This is a genomic window from Bradyrhizobium sp. WYCCWR 12699 (assembly GCF_032144035.1).
Classification (GTDB): Bacteria; Pseudomonadota; Alphaproteobacteria; order Rhizobiales; family Xanthobacteraceae; genus Bradyrhizobium.
The window spans coordinates 961,510-978,958 of record NZ_JAVTJN010000036.1; the positions used below are offsets into that span (position 1 = coordinate 961,510).

Annotated in this window: 13 protein-coding genes; 9 read left to right on the forward strand and 4 right to left on the reverse strand. The window is 65.0% G+C overall.

Annotated elements, in window-relative coordinates; all coding sequences use genetic code 11:
* Positions 1-49: 49 nt before the first annotated feature.
* A complete protein-coding gene (locus RPS27_RS29565; protein WP_194403021.1) occupies positions 50-1,297 on the forward strand; it encodes a multidrug effflux MFS transporter in 1,248 nt (415 codons plus the stop codon).
* Here the strand turns inward: RPS27_RS29565 and RPS27_RS29570 are convergent.
* The 4 genes from RPS27_RS29570 to RPS27_RS29585 form a co-directional block, all read right to left on the reverse strand.
* Positions 1,272-1,490: a hypothetical protein gene (locus RPS27_RS29570; RefSeq protein ID WP_194403022.1), complete on the reverse strand. Its 219-nt coding sequence runs from the start codon at positions 1,488-1,490 to the stop codon at positions 1,272-1,274. The two genes, RPS27_RS29565 and RPS27_RS29570, sit on opposite strands and share 26 nt — an antisense overlap.
* 15 nt (positions 1,491-1,505) lie before the next feature.
* Positions 1,506-3,098: a glycosyltransferase family 39 protein gene (locus RPS27_RS29575; protein WP_194403023.1), complete on the reverse strand. Its 1,593-nt coding sequence runs from the start codon at positions 3,096-3,098 to the stop codon at positions 1,506-1,508.
* 229 nt (positions 3,099-3,327) lie between these two features.
* On the reverse strand, positions 3,328-4,950 hold the full coding sequence (locus tag RPS27_RS29580; RefSeq protein ID WP_194403024.1) for an ABC transporter substrate-binding protein: 1,623 nt from the start codon (positions 4,948-4,950) through the stop codon (positions 3,328-3,330).
* Positions 4,951-5,059: 109 nt separating this feature from the next.
* Entirely contained in the window at positions 5,060-6,670 is a 1,611-nt protein-coding gene (locus RPS27_RS29585; protein WP_194403025.1) for an ABC transporter substrate-binding protein, read from the reverse strand.
* Between the two features lie 270 nt (positions 6,671-6,940).
* On the opposite strand from RPS27_RS29585, the gene RPS27_RS29590 reads away from it, so the two are divergent.
* The 8 genes from RPS27_RS29590 to RPS27_RS29625 all read left to right on the forward strand — a co-directional run bounded on the left by RPS27_RS29590 (position 6,941) and on the right by RPS27_RS29625 (position 17,433).
* The gene (locus RPS27_RS29590) at positions 6,941-8,071 is read left to right on the forward strand and encodes a M20/M25/M40 family metallo-hydrolase (protein WP_194403026.1); all 1,131 of its coding nucleotides are present in this window, start codon (positions 6,941-6,943) and stop codon (positions 8,069-8,071) included.
* A gap of 263 nt (positions 8,072-8,334) precedes the next feature.
* A complete protein-coding gene (locus tag RPS27_RS29595; RefSeq protein ID WP_194403027.1) occupies positions 8,335-9,276 on the forward strand; it encodes an ABC transporter permease in 942 nt (313 codons plus the stop codon).
* 19 nt (positions 9,277-9,295) lie between these two features.
* On the forward strand, positions 9,296-10,183 hold the full coding sequence (locus RPS27_RS29600) for an ABC transporter permease (RefSeq protein WP_194403028.1): 888 nt from the start codon (positions 9,296-9,298) through the stop codon (positions 10,181-10,183).
* A 153-nt stretch (positions 10,184-10,336) separates the two neighbouring features.
* Positions 10,337-11,986, forward strand: a complete 1,650-nt coding sequence (locus RPS27_RS29605) for an ABC transporter ATP-binding protein (RefSeq protein WP_194403029.1) — start codon at positions 10,337-10,339, stop codon at positions 11,984-11,986.
* Positions 11,987-12,257: 271 nt separating this feature from the next.
* Positions 12,258-13,763: a M81 family metallopeptidase gene (locus RPS27_RS29610; protein WP_313754822.1), complete on the forward strand. Its 1,506-nt coding sequence runs from the start codon at positions 12,258-12,260 to the stop codon at positions 13,761-13,763.
* Between the two features lie 13 nt (positions 13,764-13,776).
* On the forward strand, positions 13,777-14,949 hold the full coding sequence (locus tag RPS27_RS29615) for a M20 aminoacylase family protein (RefSeq protein ID WP_194403031.1): 1,173 nt from the start codon (positions 13,777-13,779) through the stop codon (positions 14,947-14,949).
* Positions 14,942-16,363, forward strand: coding sequence for an amidase (locus RPS27_RS29620; protein WP_194403032.1), 1,422 nt, complete (start codon positions 14,942-14,944; stop codon positions 16,361-16,363). Before RPS27_RS29615 ends, RPS27_RS29620 begins: the two co-directional genes overlap by 8 nt.
* Positions 16,364-16,542: 179 nt before the next feature.
* The gene (locus RPS27_RS29625) at positions 16,543-17,433 is read left to right on the forward strand and encodes a crotonase/enoyl-CoA hydratase family protein (protein ID WP_194403033.1); all 891 of its coding nucleotides are present in this window, start codon (positions 16,543-16,545) and stop codon (positions 17,431-17,433) included.
* The last annotated feature ends 16 nt before the right edge of the window (positions 17,434-17,449 follow it).

The window sequence follows — 17,449 nt, forward strand, 5'->3', positions numbered from 1 at the left end:
ACGCAGCATGAAAGACCGATAAAGTCGCTCGATTTCAGAGGTGAGCTGCTTGTCCGACGTTAATGCCGATTCCTGGGTGTCCACGGGACACCGTCCGATGGGTTTTCCGGAATTTGTCATCGTGATCGCGTCCATCATGGCGCTGAATCCGCTTGCGATGGACATGATGCTGCCGGCGCTGCCCAATATCGGGGCGGCGTTCAATATCCCCGTCGCCAACCATCTTCAGCTGGTGCTGTCGACCTTCCTGATCGGTTTCGGCGCCGGCCAGTTCGTCATGGGGCCGCTCTCGGACCGCTTCGGCCGCCGGCCGGTGCTGCTTGGCGGGATGGCGGTCTATGCGGTGGCGAGCGTGCTGGCGGTCGCGGCGCCCTCGTTCGAGACGCTGCTGCTGGCGCGCGCGCTGCAGGGACTCGGCACCTCGGCGACGCGCGTGATCGCGACCTCGATCGTGCGCGACTGCTATGTCGGCCGCCGGATGGCGAGCGTGATGTCGCTGGCCATGATGGTGTTCATCGCGGTGCCCGTGATCGCGCCCTCGTTCGGACAGGCGGTGCTGCTGGTGACGGCGTGGCGCGGCATCTTCGTGGTGCTGATGCTGTATGGCCTGCTCGCGCTCGCATGGTGCGTGCTGCGGCTGCCTGAAACCCTCCCCGAATCCGGACGCAGGTCGCTGGCGCCCGCCGACGTGCTTTCGGCGTTCCGCCAGACCGTGACCCATCGCCAGACCATCGGCTATGCCACCGCGGCCGGCAGCGTCATCGGCGCGCTGTTCGCTTTTGTGTTCTGCGCCCAGCAGGTCTTCACCGGCATCTACCACCTCGGCCATTACTTCCCGCTCGCGTTCGCCGCGATTGCCGCCGGCACGGCCGTCGCCGGCTTCCTCAATGCGCGGCTGGTCGGGCGGCTCGGCATGCGCGTGATCTCGCACGGCGCGCTGACGCTCTACACGGTCGTGGCCGGCGTGATGCTGCTGACGGAAATGCTCGGCGTGCTGCCGCTGAGCCTGTTCATGGTGCTCTCCGCCCTGATGATGTTCTCGTTCGGCATGATGGTGGCGAACTTCACGGCGCTCGCCATGGAGCCGCAGGGCCACATCGCCGGCACCGCCTCCTCGCTCTATGGTTCGATCACGACCCTGATCGGAATCGTGGTCGGCATGGCGATCGGACAGAGCTTTGACGGCACGCTGCTGCCGTTCTCGGTCGGCTTTTTCCTGTCGACCCTCGCCGCGCTCGCGATCGTGCTGGTGGTCGAGAAGGGTCGGCTGTTCAAGCCGCATCATCGCCCCATCTGACAAGGAACATCCCGGCGGCCCCGATGTTGTCCTGCAGCAATTTCGAAAGGCCGCTGCGATGGAACTGGAACCCCGCGAAGATCACGCCGACGTCGAACCGCAGACGGCGGAGGGTTCCGAACCTGGCACCGGCCAGGCTGCGCTGACGCCGCCCTTTGCGAGTGAGGGCCTCGAGCAGTTGCGCGACAGCCATTGCTGAACGCGACGTCTACTCGGTCGCGCGCCGGCTGGCGCTGAAATCATCCGCAGTGCTCTTGGGAATCGTCCGCATTCCCCGCGGCCGCACCATCAGCACAACCACGTCCCGCGAAAGACCGGGCCGCCCCCACAGCGTGGCCTGCACGGTGAACTCACGCCTGACGAAATGCCCGATTTGGGGGGACGCCCATTCCATCCATCGGATGCAAGGCTCCTGATCGCGGAAACACAGCGCGGCCCAGCCACGATCGAGCGTCCTGCGCGGCAAGCCCCACCCGGGTTCGTACTCGAACGGACTCACATGATACGGATGGTCCGGGCCGTAAAACGCCGTGGCGAAAGCCAGCGAACCATCGCCGCTCACGGCGCTCAGAGGCTGGCCCGTGAGGTCCCGCCACGCGCGCGTCACTTCGCCGGCCGCCTGGGCGTAGAGATTGCGGCCCTCCTCGTAGCCGTGATCGTTGCGGTAGACGGCATGGATCGGCGCGGCGATCAAAACGGCCGCGAGCGCGATACCGACCACGATCACCGTAAGGTTGACGGTGTAGAAGCGCTCGATCGAATAGCTGGTGCCGCAGACCACGAGAACCGCGAACAGGAATAGCCCCTGCAACGCCCAGAGCGAGGGCAGATCAGTGCCCATCACGAGCGACGTCGTGGCCGGCAGCACGATCGTGCCGATCGTGACGTAGAACAGAAGCCGCAGGCCCGGGCTCATCGCCGCGAAGTCGGCCGGAAACTGCCTCAAGCGCGTTCCTGCGACGAGCACCCAGAGCGCGGCCGAGATGCTCATCGCGGCCACCAGCCCCAGCAGGAAGCTTCTCACCTCACCGAGCGAGGTCGCAGCGTTTCCGCCTGCGTGCGCCAGCGCGTAGGTGAAGGTCGACGCACCCGTGGTCGCAAGCCAATAGATGTGAGGCGACAGCGCCGCGAGCCCGACGACGACGGAGATCCAGGGCGAGGCGGAGGTGAAATAGGCCCGCCGCGCCGGGTGAGCCAGTGCGGCAAACGCGAAGCTCGTGACGAGAAAGATCGAATAATATTTGCCGACCATCGCCAGGGCTGTCGTGCACCCCACCGCGACCGCCCACAGCACCGCGCGCGTCTCGAATGCGCGCAGGAAGCACCAGGTCGCCAGCGGCCAGGTCGCGAGTAGCACGGCATTGGCGTTGAAACGCTGGGCGTGGAATTGATAGGCGGGCGTCAGCATCAGGAGCAGAAGCACCAGGACGCGCTTGTGCCCGGTGACGAACTGCCGCGAGATCCGGTCGACGAAGAGCAGCGCAAGCCCGGCATTGGCCATCGCCATCAATTGCATTGACCAGTCGCTGGGTGGAAAGACCGAGGTCCATGCCGACGCGACCCACCCCATCAACGGTGGATGCTTTGGATAGCCCCAGGCAAAATGCCGCCCCAGCGTCCAGGCCTCGAGCGTATCAGGGTGCACGCCGCCGCCGGCATAGGCGATCGCCAGATAGAGCGTCCAGACCGCGACGAAGCAGCCGACGAGAAGCGGAACGGCCCAGCCCGCCTCGACACCATCGAGCCAATGCAGGAAAGGCCGTCGCCAGCGCGAAGGCGCGCGATCGGACCGTTCGGCCATCGCCTGGAGTGCAAAATCAATCGGCACGGAATCAAATGGGACAAGGAAAGCGATGCGGGAACACGGCGCATCTATTTCAGAATTGAAACAAATAGCAATGATTGAAAACTGGAAGAGTTAAAAGCCTCACGCCTTGCCGGCCGGCGCAGGAGCGGCACAAGACAACGGCGCCGCTGATGACAGCGGCGCCGTTTGGTTAAGACAGCGAAGGCGGGAGAATCGCCTCCCCTCACTCCGATTTGTCGATATTCCAGAACACCGGCGTTGCCGGGCCGTCGAGCACGCCGGTCAGCGACTTGCGCCAGGCGCTTGGCGCCTGATACTGGCCGAGCGGCATGTAGAGCACTTGATCGTAGGCCTCTTTCTGGATCTCGGCCGCGATCTTCTTGCGCTCGTCGAGCGAGGCGGCACGAACGAAGGCGTCCTTGAGCTGCTCGATCTTGGCATCCTCCGCCCAGCCGAACCAGCCGCCCTTCTTGCCCTGCCCGCCGACCGCGACGTTGGTGATCGGATTGTCCACGTCGGCGCTGACCCAATTGGTGATGAACATGTTCCAGCCGCCCTCCTTCGGCGGCTTCTGGCTGGCGCGCCGGCTCACCACCGTCTGCCAGTCGGTGGCCTGCAGGTCGATATTGAAGCCGGCCGCGCGCAGTTGCTGGGCCACAACGATCGGCTGGGCCTTCAACAACAGCACGTCGCCTGGCGCCATGAGGACGACGGGCGTGCCGTCATAGCCGGACTCGGCGAGCGCCTTTTTGGCCGCGGCGATGTCGCCGCCCTTCGCCAGGGTCTCGCCGCCAACCTCGGTCGCAAACGGCGTGTCGCAGATGAAGGCCGCGGCGCAGGTCTTGTAGTACTTGGAATTGCCGATCAGCGCGTCGAGCACGTCCTTCTGCTTGATCGCCAGGAATGCTGCGCGGCGGATCTTGACGTTGTCGAAGGGCGGATGAAGGAAGTTCATCCGCGCGCCCGTCTGGAAGCCGAACTTGTTGAGGATCTCGAGCTTGAGCTCCTTGTCTGCTTCGATGACAGGCAACATGTCGATCGCGGGGTATTCCATGAAATCGATGTCGCCCGACTGCAGCGCGTTCAGCGCCGTCTGCGAGTCCGGCATCGTGATCCATTCGACGCGGTCGACCTTCACCACCTTGCCGCCGGCGGTCCAGCTCGCCGGCTCCTTGCGCGGCACGTAATCGGCATTCTTGACATAGACCGACTTCACCCCCGGCTGGAATTCCGACGCCACGAACTTGAAGGGGCCGGAGCCGATCTGTTCTGGGATCTGCTTGTCCACCGTTGTCTCGGCGAGACGCTTCGGCATCATGAAAGCGACCCGCGAGGACGGCTTGCCGATCGATTCCAGAACGAGCGCGTAAGGCTCCTTCAGCTTCAGCGTGATGGTCTTGGCGTCGGTCGCCTCGATGCTCGCGGTGAACAGCATCATCTGCTGCCCCATCCCGTCGACTTGAGCCCAGCGCTTCAGCGAGGCGACGCAGTCTTCGGCCGTCACCGGCGTCCCGTCATGCCACTTCAGGCCGTCGCGCAGCGTGAAGGTGTAGGTCAGCTTGTCGTCGGAGATCTTCCAGTCCGCCATCTGCGGCTGGATCTTGAAATTCGAATCCGTCGCGATGAGCGTGTCGTAGACCATGTAGCCATGGTCACGCGAGATATAGGCGCTGGTGAAGATCGGATCGAGGATACGCAGATCCGAATGCATCACTGCGGTGATGGTCTTGCCCGCGGCAAGCACCGGAGAGGCCAATACCGAAAGTGCCAAGACTGAGAGCGATAAGACCGACAGCGCAAGTTTGGAGGCGAACGCAAGACGCCCCCGACGCATGAGTTGGAACATTGACGTTCTCCTGGCGAGCGGTTGGCGCACGGCGCCGCTGATGTCAGCGGCGCCGCGTAACGTTCGGCGCGAAAGGCGCGCGAGGCGCCTTCCTCATCTGGACTAGGCCCTACTCCGACTTGTCGACGTTCCAGAACAGCGGCGTTGCGGGACCGTCGAGCACGCCGGTCAGCGATTTGCGCCAGCCGCTCGGCAGCAGGTATTGCCCGAGCGGGATGTAGATCACCTGCTCGTAGGCTTCCTTCTGGATGTCGGCGGCGATCTTCTTCTGCTCGTCAAGCGAGGGCGCGCGGACGAAGGCGTCCTTGAGCTGCTCGATCTTGGGGTCTTCCGCCCAGCCGAACCAGCCGCCCTTCTTGCCCTGGCCGCCGATCGAGAGATTGGCGATCGGGTTGGAGACGTCGGCCGCGACCCAGTTGGTGAAGAACATGTTCCAGCCGCCTTCCTTCGGCGGCTTCTGGCTGGCTCTGCGGCTCACCACGGTCTGCCAGTCGGTCGCCTGCAGGTCGACCTTGAAGCCGGCCTCACGCAGCAGCTGGGCCGCGACGATCGGCTGGGCCTTCAGGGTCGTGACGTCGCCGGGTGCCATGATCACAACGGGAGTGCCGTCGTAGCCGGACTCGGCGAGCGCCTTCTTGGCTTCGGCCATGCCGTTACCCTTCACCAGGGTTTCGCCGCCGACCTCGGTTGCGAGCGGCGTGTCGCACACGAAGAAGGCACCACAGATCTTCTGGTACTTGGCGTTGCCGATCAGCGCGTCGAGCACGTCCTTCTGGTTCATCGCCAGAAGAGCGGCGCGGCGCACCTTCACGTTGTCGAACGGCGGATAGAGGAAGTTCATACGGCCGAGGGTCTGGAAGCCGAACTTGTTGGAGACCTCGATCGTGATCTCCTTGTTCGCTTCAAGCACCGGCAGCATGTCGTAGGGCAGGTTCTCCATGAAATCGATGTCGCCCGACTGCAGCGCGTTCACCGCCGTCTGCGAGTCCGGCATGGTGATCCATTCGACGCGGTCGACCTTCGCCACCTTGCCGCCGGAGGTCCAGCTCGCCGGCTCCTTGCGCGGCACGTAGTCGGTGTTCTTGACGTAGACGGCCTTCACGCCGGGCTGGAATTCCGACGCCACGAACTTGAAGGGGCCCGATCCGATCTGCTCGGGGATCTGCTTGTCCGCCGGCGTCTCGGCGAGGCGCTTCGGCATCATGAAGGCGACGCGCGAGGACGGCTTGCCGATGGAGTCGAGCACGAGGCCGTAGGGCTCCTTCAGCTTCAACGTGATGGTCTTGGCGTCGGTTGCCTCGATGCTCGCGGTGAAGTCCATGAGCTTCTGGCCCATGCCGTCGACCGCGGCCCAGCGCTTCAGCGAAGCGACGCAGTCTTCCGCCGTCACCGGTGCGCCGTCATGCCACTTCAGGCCGTCGCGCAGCGTGAAGGTGTAGGTGAGCTTGTCGTCGGAGATCTTCCAATCCGCCATCTGCGGCTGGATCTTGAAGGTCGAATCAGGAGCCACCAGCGTGTCGTAGACCATGTAGCCGTGGTCACGCGTGATGTAGGCCGTGGTGAAGATCGGGTCGATGATGCGCAGATCGGAATGCATCACCGCCGTGATGGTCTTGCCGGCTGCGAGCACCGGCGAAGCCAGCGCCGTCGAAAGCGCGACGACAGACAGCGCAAGTTTGGAGGCGAACGCGCGAGGCCCCCGGCGCATGAAGTGCAACATAAAAAGTTTCTCCTGACGTGAAACTGTTCAAAGGCGGGTTATTGATTGAGCATGTGGTTCGTTCTTTGGGCGAACTAACCCCATGCAATGCCTTTATCTTTCGAGACTTGCAGACAGTGCCCAGCGCGTCAATCCGGTTTCGCTGCAAGCCATGGCGGCGCGGCCGCGGGCTCCACAAGGATCGGTTTGGCTCTACAACACTCTCCGCTCGTCTCGTCCTCGCGGCGATGCAATGCGCGTTCCATTTTTCGAAGCCTGAGAGACATTCAGATGAATCCAGCCAATCTTCCCTTCGATTCCGAGGCCATGCTCGAAGGCCTGCGCACCTGGGTGGAATGCGAGAGCCCGACCTGGGATGCAGATGCCGTCAACCGGATGCTCGATATCGCAGCGCGGGATATGGCGATCATGGGTGCGACGATCGAGCGCATCGCCGGCCGGCAGGGCTTCGGCGGCGTGATCCGCGCGCGCTTTCCGCATCCGAAGCAGGGCGAGCCCGGCATCCTGATCGCCGGCCATATGGATACCGTCCACCCGGTCGGCACCATCGAGAAGCTGAAATGGCGGCGCGAGGGCAACAGATGCTACGGTCCCGGCATCTACGACATGAAGGGCGGCAACTACCTCTCGCTGGAAGCGATCCGGCAGCTGGCGCGCGCATCCTTCACCACGCCGCTGCCGATCACCGTGCTGTTCACGCCGGACGAGGAAGTCGGCACGCCCTCGACACGCGACATCATCGAAGCGGAGGCCGCACGCAACAAATACGTGCTGGTGCCCGAGCCCGGCCGTGCCGACAACGGCGTCACCACCGGACGTTATGCCATCGCACGTTTCAATCTCGAGGCGACGGGCCGGCCGAGTCATGCCGGCGCGACGCTGTCGGCGGGACGCTCGGCCATCCGCGAGATGGCGCGGCAGATCCTCGCAATCGATGCGATGACGAGCGAGGACTGCACCTTCTCGGTCGGCGTCGTGCATGGCGGACAATGGGTCAATTGCGTTGCCACGACCGCCACCGGCGAAGCGCTCTCCATGGCCAAGCGGCAGGCCGATCTCGACCGCGGCGTCGAGCGGATGCTGGCGCTGTCGGGCACGACCAACGACGTCGCCTTCAAGGTGACGCGCGGCGTGACGCGTCCTGTGTGGGAGCCGGACGCGGGCACGATGGCGCTGTATGAGAAGGCGCGCGGCATCGCCAAATCTCTCGGCGCGGAATTACCGCATGCGAGCTCCGGCGGCGGCTCCGACGGCAACTTCACCGGTGCGATGGGAATTCCCACCCTCGACGGCCTGGGTGTGCGCGGAGCCAACGGCCACACGCTGGAGGAGTATATCGAAGTCGAGAGTCTCGTTGAGCGCGGCCGCCTGATGGCGGGGCTGCTGGCGACGCTGGAGTGATTTTTGAGCCGGTCATTCCAGGGCGGCGCGACGCGTCGACCCATGGTGCGCGGTTGTGCAGCCGGGAATCTCGAGATTCCGGGTTCGCGCCTTCGACGCGCCCTGGAATGACAGCGCGCCATAGGGAAAGATGCCCCTCCCGAAACGATTGACCGCACTGCAATAACTGTGGCCCCGATGGCACGGGAATTGCTGAAATGTTAGGCTGGTGGCAGAACACCGTAATCGCTGCCGCGATTTGACTCTAATCAGACGGATCCAACTTGCTCGGATATCTCCTTCGCCGAATCTTCGCCGCCGTGCCCGTAATGGGTGTCGTCGCGCTGTTCGTCTTCCTCCTGCTCCGCCTCACCCCCGGCGATCCCGCCGCAATTCTCGCCGGCGACAATGCGACGCCTGAGCGGCTTGAGCGCATCCGCACGTCGCTGGGCCTCAACGAGCCCCTGATCGTGCAGTTCATCACCTGGGTGAACAAGCTGCTGCACGGCGATCTCGGGACTTCGCTAATCTCCAACCTGCCCGTCATGAAGATGATCGGCCAGCGCGTCGAGCCGTCGATCTCGATCGCGCTGTCGACCATCATCCTCGCCGTGATCGTCGCGGTTCCCCTGGGCGTGATCGCGGCGTGGAAGCACGGCACCTGGATCGACCGCTTCGTGATGGGGCTGTCGGTGCTCGGCTTTTCGGTGCCGGTGTTCGTGGTCGGCTACATCCTGATCCAGGTCTTCGCCATCGAGCTGCGCTGGGTTCCGGTGCAGGGTTTCAAGAGCATCAGCGCCGGCTTCGGACCGTTCTTCGAGCGCATGATCCTGCCGACCTGCGCACTCTCCTTCATCTACATCGCGCTGATTGCGCGCATGACGCGCGCCGCGATGCTCGACGTCCTCGGCGAAGATTACGTGCGAACGGCGCGTGCGAAAGGCATCAACGAGGTCGCCGTGATGATGCGGCATGCGCTGCGCAACGCCGCCGTTCCCGTGATCACGGTGATCGGCACCGGCTTTGCGCTGCTGATCTCCGGCGTCGTCGTCACCGAGAGCGTGTTCAACATCCCCGGCATCGGCCGCCTCACCGTGGATGCGGTGCTGGCGCGGGACTATCCCGTGATCCAGGCGATGATCCTGTTGACTTCGCTGATCTATGTCGTCGTCAATCTTCTCATCGACGTCGCCTACACCCTGCTCGATCCCCGGATCCGGTACTGAGGCAAGGACAAGGACAAACATGTCGGTCGATACCCTTCCCCAGTCGTCCATTCCGATCACGTCGCCGCTGCGGCCGCGCTTCGGCTTCCTCACCTCGACGCCCATCATCGCCACCGCAACGGTCCTGCTCGCGCTGATCATCCTGATCTCGATCCTCGCGCCGCTGATCGCGCCGCATGATCCGATCCAGCTCGCGCCTTCGCAGCGGCTCAAGCCGTCGTCCGCGCAGTTCCTGCTCGGCACCGACGCCTATGGCCGTGACCTGGCGTCGCGCGTCCTCTATGGCGGCCGCATCTCGCTGCTGATCGGCATCGGCTCGGCCATCCTGTCGATCGTCATCGGGCTCGCGATCGGTCTCGTCTCCGGCTTCTTCAAGCTGGTCGATGCCGTGCTGATGCGCGTCATGGACGGCCTGATGGCGATGCCGAGCATCCTGCTCGCCATCGCCGTGGTGTCGCTGTCCGGGGCCAGCCTCTGGACCGTGCTGATCGCGATCACCATCCCCGAGATTCCGCGCGTGGCGCGCCTTGTACGCTCCGTCGTGCTGTCGGCGCGCGAGGAGCCTTATGTCGAGGCGGCGATCTCGGTCGGCTCGTCCCTGCCGAAGATCATGTTGCGGCACCTGATGCCGAACACGGTGGCGCCGCTGATCGTCCAGGGCACCTATATCTGCGCCAGCGCCATCCTCACCGAGGCCATCCTCTCCTTCCTCGGCGCCGGCATCTCGCCGGAGACGCCGACCTGGGGCAACATCATGGCCGAGGGCCGCCAGTACTTCCAGATCAAGCCGTCGCTGATCTTCTGGCCCGGCCTGCTGCTCTCGATCGCCATCCTCAGCATCAACCTCATCGGCGACGCCGCCCGCGACGCCCTCGATCCGCGCATGAAGCAGCGGGAGGGGAAGTGAAGCAATTGACGTTGTCATTCCGGGGCGCGGCTCTTGGCGCGAACCCGGAATCCATTTCACCACATGTGCTGCGGCCCGATGGATTCTCAGGTGCGCAATTGCGCACCAGGGCTCGCGACTTTGTCGCGCCCCGGAATGACGGAGAGATTTGACGTGACCGACACCATCCTCGATATCAACAACCTCGTCGTCTCCATCGGCAAGAAGCCGAATGGGCCCAAGATCATCGACGGCATCTCGATCCAGGTCCGCGAGCGCGAGACGCTGTGTCTCGTCGGCGAAAGCGGCTCAGGCAAGTCGGTGACCTCGCTCACCACGATGGGCCTGTTGCCGAAGGGCACGCTGGTTCCCACCGCCGGCAGCGTCAAACTGGTCGGCGAGGAGATCCTCACGGCGACCGACCGCCGCCTCCGCCAATTGCGCGCGACCAAGATGGCGATGATCTTCCAGGAGCCGATGACTGCGCTCAACCCGGTCGTGCCGGTCGGCCGCCAGATCGACGAGGTCTTGCGCGCGCACACCAACCTCGACGCCAGGGCGCGCAAGAAGCGCATTCTCGACATGATGGAGCAGGTCCACCTGCCCCAGGTCGAGCGCATCTTTGCCTCCTACCCGCACCGGCTCTCCGGCGGGCAGCGCCAGCGCATCATGATCGCGATGGCCCTCGTGCTGGAGCCGAAGCTGCTGATCGCGGACGAGCCGACCACCGCGCTCGACGTCACCACGCAGAAGCAGATCCTGCTGCTGATCCGCGAGCTGCAGCGCGATCACGGCACAGCCGTGCTGTTCATCACCCACGACATGGGCGTGGTGGCCGAGATCGCCGACCGCGTGGCGGTAATGCGGCAGGGCCGGCTGGTCGAAACCGGCCCGCTCGAAACCGTGCTGCGCAATCCCACCATGGAATATACCCGCAACCTGCTGGCCTCGGTCCCGAGCCTGGTGCCGCGGGCGCCGCGCGAGGAAAGCCGCGAGCCGATCGTGCTCGAGGCCAACGAGCTCAGCAAGGTCTACAAGGAGCGCGCCTTCTTCGGCAAAGGCCGCGAGGTCGTCGCCGCCGACAAGGTGACGCTGACGCTGCGCAAAGGCCGCACGCTTGGCATCGTCGGCGAAAGCGGCTCGGGCAAGTCGACTGTGGCGCGCTGCATCGTGCGCCTGATCGATCCGACCTCCGGCGGCGTGCGCCTTGCCGGACGCGAGATCGCCGACATCTCGCGGCGTCTGCTGCAGCCGCACCGGCAGAAGATCCAGATCGTATTCCAGGATCCCTACCGCTCGCTCAATCCGCGCGTCACTGTCGGCGAGAGTATTGCGGAAGGCCCGATCAATTACGGCGTCGCGCACGCTGAGGCGATGAAGCGCGCCCGCGAGTTGCTCGAACTGGTCGGCCTGCCCGCCGATGCGGTGTCGCGCTATCCGCACCAGTTCTCCGGCGGCCAGCGTCAGCGCATCGCAATTGCGCGCGCGCTCGCGCTCGATCCGGACGTGCTGGTCGCGGACGAGGCGGTCTCCGCGCTCGACGTCTCCGTGCAGGCGCAGGTGCTGGAACTGCTCGACGAGATCCAGCAGCGGCTCGGCATCGCCATCCTGTTCATCACCCACGATCTGCGCGTCGCCGCACAAATCTGCGACGAGGTCGTGGTGATGCAGCACGGCCGCGTCGTCGAACAGGGCCCCGCCGCCGAGGTGCTGACGCATCCGAAGCAGGCCTACACCAAGGCGCTGCTGGACGCCGCGCCGGGGCGCAACTGGGACTTTGCGAACTTCCGGCCGGTGTCGGAAGGCGTCGGGGCAAGCGCCTAAGTCAACTCTCCCCTGGTCATTTCCGGGGCATCGCGAAGCGATGAGCTCTGGTGCGCAATGGCGCACCGGAGAATCCAGCGGGCCTCAGACTCTGTCGCAAGATGGATTTCCGGGCTCGCGCCAAGTGGCGCGCCCCGGAATGACGGCGGAGTGTGAGACGCAGCATTCCCAAAACAGCTTGAGGCCATGCGCGGCGCGATGGCCTCTCACCTTGCTCTCCTCGCAAAGCCAAGGCTAATTTCGCGCACTTTCCAATGCTGGACTTGAATTGATGACACGTATCGCCGTCGGCGCCTTCCTGCACGAAACCAACACCTTTGCTCCCACCAAGGCGACCTTCGCCGATTTCCAGCATGGCGGGGGCTGGCCGGCGATGACGGAAGGCGCCGACGTGCTGAAGGTGATGCGGGGCATCAATGTCGGCCTTGCCGGTTTCGTCGACAGCGCCGAAGCCAACGGCTGGGAACTCATCCCGACGATTGCTGCCGCTGCGAGTCCCTCCGCGCATGTCACCAAGGACGCCTTCGAGCGCATCGTGAAGGTGATGATCGACGGCATCAAGGCCGCCGGCCCGATCGACGCGGTCTATCTCGATCTGCACGGCGCGATGGTGAGCGAGCACCTCGACGACGGCGAAGGCGAGATCCTGGCGCGCGTGCGCCGTGTCATCGGCAAGGACGTTCCGCTGGTCGCCAGCCTCGACCTGCATGCCAACGTCACGCCCGAGATGATGGAACACGCGGACGCGCTGATCGCCTATCGCACCTATCCGCACATCGACATGGCCGAGACCGGCCGCGCCTGCGCGCGGCATCTGGCGCTGCTGCTGAAGACCAGGCAGCGCTTTGCAAAGTCGTTCCGGCAATTGCCGTTCCTGATTGCGATCAGCTGGCAATGCACCAATGACTTCCCCACCAAGGGCATCTACGAAAAGCTCGCCGCCTTGGAGGCCGATGCGGTTCCGACGCTCTCCTTCGCGCCCGGCTTTCCGGCCGCCGACTTCCGCGATTGCGGCCCGAGCGTGTTCGCCTATGGCAGGACGCAAGCCGACGCCGATCGTGCGGCGGATGCGATCGTCAAGCTGATCGAAAGCCACGAGGACGATTTCGACGGCAAGATCTGGTTGCCTGACGACGGCGTGCGCCACGCCATGGAACTTGCGAAGAGCGCGAGCAAGCCGATCATCATCGCCGACACCCAGGACAATCCTGGCGCCGGCGGCGATTCCGACACAACCGGCATGCTGCGCGCACTGGTGCGCAACAGAGCGAGCGCGGCGACCGGGGCGATCTACGATCCGGAATCCGCGAAGGCCGCGCATGCGGCCGGCGTCGGCGCCACCGTCACGCTGTCGCTCGGCGGCAAGTCCGGCATTCCCGGCGACGCGCCCTACACCGAGACCTTCGTCGTCGAGCAATTGTCCGACGGCCGCTTCATCGCGCCCGGCCCCTATTATGGCGGCCGCGAGATGGAGATGGGCCCCTCAGCAGCCTTGCGCATCGGCGACGTCCGCGTCGTCGTCTCCTCGCACAAGGCCCAGCTCGCCGACCAGGCGATGTATCGCTATGTCGGCATCGAGCCGACGCAGGAGAAGATCCTGGTCAACAAGAGCTCGGTGCACTTCCGTGCGGATTTCGAGCCGATCGCTGCGAGCCTGATGATCTGCGCCGCGCCCGGCGCGATGCCGGCCGACACCGCTGCCCTGCCCTGGACGCGCCTGCGTCCGGGCATCCGCATCAAGCCGAACGGCCCCGTTTTCAACCCTCCCTCACGCTAACCGGACAGGACCCATGCCCACACTCGAGCGCATCGACGGCTACGCCGACGAACTCACCGCTATCAGGCGCGACCTCCACGCCCATCCCGAGATCGGCTTCGAGGAAGTGCGCACCTCCGGCATCGTCGCCGACAAGCTGGAGAGCTGGGGCATCGAGGTGCATCGCGGCCTCGGCGGCACCGGCGTGATCGGCATCATCAAGGGCAAGGGCTCGGGCAGCAAGCGCATCGGCCTGCGCGCCGACATGGATGCGCTGCCGATGGAAGAGAACACCAATCTGAAATGGAGCTCGAAGATCCCCGGCCGCTTCCACGGCTGCGGCCATGACGGCCACACCACCATGCTGCTCGGCACCGCCCGCTATCTCGCCGAGACCCGGAATTTCGACGGCACCGTGCACCTGATCTTCCAGCCGGCCGAGGAAGGGCTCGGCGGCGCCCGCGCGATGATCAAGGACGGCCTGTTCGAGAAGTTTCCCTGCGACGAGCTCTACGGCCTGCACAACGCGCCGGATCTCAATCACGGCGAGATCGCGATCCTGCCGGGACCTGCAATGGCCAGCGCCGACTTCTTCGACCTGCGCATCACCGGCTACGGCGCGCATGGTGCGATGCCCGAGCGCTCCAAGGACGCGGTGATCATCGCGACCACGCTGGCGCAGGCGATCCAGACCATCGTCAGCCGCAACGTCGAGCCGCTGCAGGCCGCGGTGGTGTCGATCACCCAGATCCACGCGGGCTCAGCCTACAACGTCATTCCCGGCGATGCACATCTCTGCGGCACCATCCGCACCTTCTCGAAGGAGGTCCGCAGCCTCGTCAGCGAACGCATCCGCACGATCTGCGCCGGCATCGCAAGCGCCTACCAATGCGTGATCGACGTCGACATCCGCGACACCTTCGGCGTGCTGGTCAACCAGGTCGAACAGTCCAAGGTGGTCGAGGAGGTCGCGCGCACCATCGTCGACCCCGCCAAGGTGATCACCCGCGCCCAGCCCAAAATGGGCAGTGAGGATTTCGCCGACATGCTGGAGACGATTCCCGGTGCCTATTTCTGGGTCGGCCATGACGGCTCGGTGCCGGTGCACAATCCCGGCTTCGTGCTCGACGACAAGATCCTGCCGATCGGCGCCAGCATGTTCGCCCGCATCATCGAGACGCGCATGCCGGTAGGCGCTCATGCATAAAAAGAGCGTCGAGGATGCGGTCACCTCGCTGCACGATCTGTCCGCGGTCGATCTGATCGCGGGCTATCGCGCCAAGCAATTCTCGCCGAGCGAGGTGCTGGAGGATCTGCTCGCGCATGTCACGGCATGGGAACCGCATCTGAAGGCGCTCTATGCGTTCGATCCGGACAGCGCGCGCGAAGCCGCCAAGGCCTCGACCGCGCGCTGGAGCGGCGGCGAGCCATCCGGCGCGCTCGACGGCGTGCCCGTCACGGTGAAGGACAACATCGCGACCAAGGGCGTGCCTGTGCCGCTGGGGGCAGCCAGCGTCAAGCTGGTGCCGGCCGGGAAGGACGCTCCGCCCGCCGCGCGGCTGCGCGAGGCCGGCGCGATCATTTTCGCCAAGACCACCATGCCCGATTACGGCATGCTGTCCTCCGGGCTCTCCAGCTTCCACGCGCTGGCGCGCAACCCGTGGGACCTCACCAAGAATCCCGGCGGCTCCAGCGCGGGCGCAGGGGCCGCAGCGGCGGCCGGCTATGGCCCGTTGCATCTCGGCACCGATATCGGCGGCTCGGTGCGCCTGCCCGCGGGATGGTGCGGGCTCGTCGGCCTGAAGCCGAGCTTCGGCCGCGTGCCGATCGATCCCACCTATGTCGGGCGCGTCGCCGGGCCCATGACCCGCACGGTCGACGATTGCGCGCTGATGATGAGCGTAATCGCAAAGCCCGATCGGCGCGACGGGATGAGCCTGCCTGCCGAGCCGCTCAACTGGAAGGGCCTCGAAAAATCGCCGCGCAAGCTGCGCATCGGATTGATGCTCGATGCGGGCGTCGGCCTGCCGGCGGAACGAGCGGTCCGCGACGTCGCGGTGAAAGCCGCAAAGGCGTTCGAATCCGCAGGCAGCGTCGTCACCGAGGTCGACGGCATCCTCACGCGCGAGATGCTCGACGGCCTCGACAATTTCTGGCGCGCGCGGATGTGGGACGATTTGGCGAAGCTGACACCGGCCGAGCAGGCCAAGGTGCTGCCCTACATTTTCAAATGGGGTGCGTCGGGCGCAAAACTCTCGGGCGTCGATGTCATTCGCGGCTTCAACCAGACCATGGCGATCCGGGCCGCGGCCGGAAAACTGTTTTGCGAGCTCGACTATGTGATCTCGCCGACCGCGCCGAACGTGAACTATGCGGCGGAATGGGCTTCGCCGACCAACGATCCGATGAGGCCATTCGAGCACATCTGCTATACCGTGCCGTGGAATATGTCGGAGAACCCGGCGATCTCCGTCAACGGTGGCTTCGACGCCCAGGGCTTTCCCATCGGCGTGCAGATCGTCGGCCGGCGCTTCGACGATATCGGCGTGCTCGGCATGGCCAAGGCGTTCGAGGCCCTGCGCGGCCCGCAGCGGCCGTGGCCCAAGCCGCCGGCGAAGTAGCCGCACTCTGTCATTCCGGGTTGCGCCCACTTGGCGCAAGCCCGGAATCCATTCATCGGCACTACTGGTGCGGATTGATGGATTCTCAGGTGCGCAATTGCGCACCGTAGCTCGCGCTTCGCGCGCCGCGGAATGACGTGCTAGAGAGACCGATAAAGAAACCGGGAAGGAAACCACCCATGGCGTATGAGACGATCAAATACGAGGTCGCCGAGCAGATCCTCACCATCACGCTGAACCGGCCCGACAAGCTCAACGCCTTCAACGCGCAGATGCAAGCCGAGTTGATCGACGCGTTCGACGCCGCCGACAAGGACGACAACGTCCGCGCCATCATCGTCACAGGCGCCGGCCGCGGCTTTTGCGCGGGCGCCGATCTCTCTTCCGGCGCCGACACCTTCGATCGCGACGCGCGGCGCGGGCCCGTGAAGCGCTTCGCCGACGGCAAGGTCGACTACAGCGATCCGCAGGTGCGCGACGGCGGCGGCCAGGTGACCTTGCGCATCTTCAAATGCCTGAAGCCGGTGATCGCCGCGGTGAACGGTCCCGCGGTCGGCATCGGCGTCACCATGCAGCTCGCGATGGACATCCGGATTGCCTCCGATGCCGCGCGGTTCGGCTTCGTGTTCTCCCAGCGCGGCATCGTGCCGGAGGCGGCTTCGAGCTGGTTCCTGCCGCGCATCGTCGGGATCTCGCAGGCGCTGGAATGGTGCTATTCGGGCCGCGTCTTCCCCGCCCAGGAAGCCCTCGCCGGCCGTCTCGTCAGCAAGGTCGTCGCGCCAGATGATCTGCTGCCGACCGCCCGCGCGCTCGCCAAGGAGTTTGCGGCGAAGACCGCGCCGGTCTCGGTGGCGCTGATCCGCCAGATGATGTGGCGCATGATGGGCGCCGACGATCCCATGGAGGCTCACAAGGTCGACAGCCGCGGCATCTACGCACGCGGCCGCTCGGACGACGTGAAGGAAGGCGTGGTGTCGTTTTTGGAGAAGCGTCCGGCGCAGTTCAAGAACAAGGTCTCGACCGACATGCCGGACTATTTCCCGTGGTGGACCGAGCGGGAGTACAAATAAGTTCGTAGGGCGGGTT

What these genes read in the sequence shown, in the direction of transcription:
- RPS27_RS29570 (WP_194403022.1), bottom strand. Translation starts at nt 1,490, where the DNA reads ATGGCTGTCGCGCAACTGCTCGAGGCCCTCACTCGCAAAGGGCGGCGT.
- RPS27_RS29585 (WP_194403025.1), bottom strand. Translation starts at nt 6,670, where the DNA reads ATGTTGCACTTCATGCGCCGGGGGCCTCGCGCGTTCGCCTCCAAACTT.
- RPS27_RS29575 (WP_194403023.1), bottom strand. Translation starts at nt 3,098, where the DNA reads ATGGCCGAACGGTCCGATCGCGCGCCTTCGCGCTGGCGACGGCCTTTC.
- RPS27_RS29615 (WP_194403031.1), top strand. Translation starts at nt 13,777, where the DNA reads ATGCCCACACTCGAGCGCATCGACGGCTACGCCGACGAACTCACCGCT.
- RPS27_RS29620 (WP_194403032.1), top strand. Translation starts at nt 14,942, where the DNA reads ATGCATAAAAAGAGCGTCGAGGATGCGGTCACCTCGCTGCACGATCTG.
- RPS27_RS29625 (WP_194403033.1), top strand. Translation starts at nt 16,543, where the DNA reads ATGGCGTATGAGACGATCAAATACGAGGTCGCCGAGCAGATCCTCACC.
- RPS27_RS29610 (WP_313754822.1), top strand. Translation starts at nt 12,258, where the DNA reads ATGACACGTATCGCCGTCGGCGCCTTCCTGCACGAAACCAACACCTTT.
- RPS27_RS29590 (WP_194403026.1), top strand. Translation starts at nt 6,941, where the DNA reads ATGAATCCAGCCAATCTTCCCTTCGATTCCGAGGCCATGCTCGAAGGC.
- RPS27_RS29580 (WP_194403024.1), bottom strand. Translation starts at nt 4,950, where the DNA reads ATGTTCCAACTCATGCGTCGGGGGCGTCTTGCGTTCGCCTCCAAACTT.
- RPS27_RS29600 (WP_194403028.1), top strand. Translation starts at nt 9,296, where the DNA reads ATGTCGGTCGATACCCTTCCCCAGTCGTCCATTCCGATCACGTCGCCG.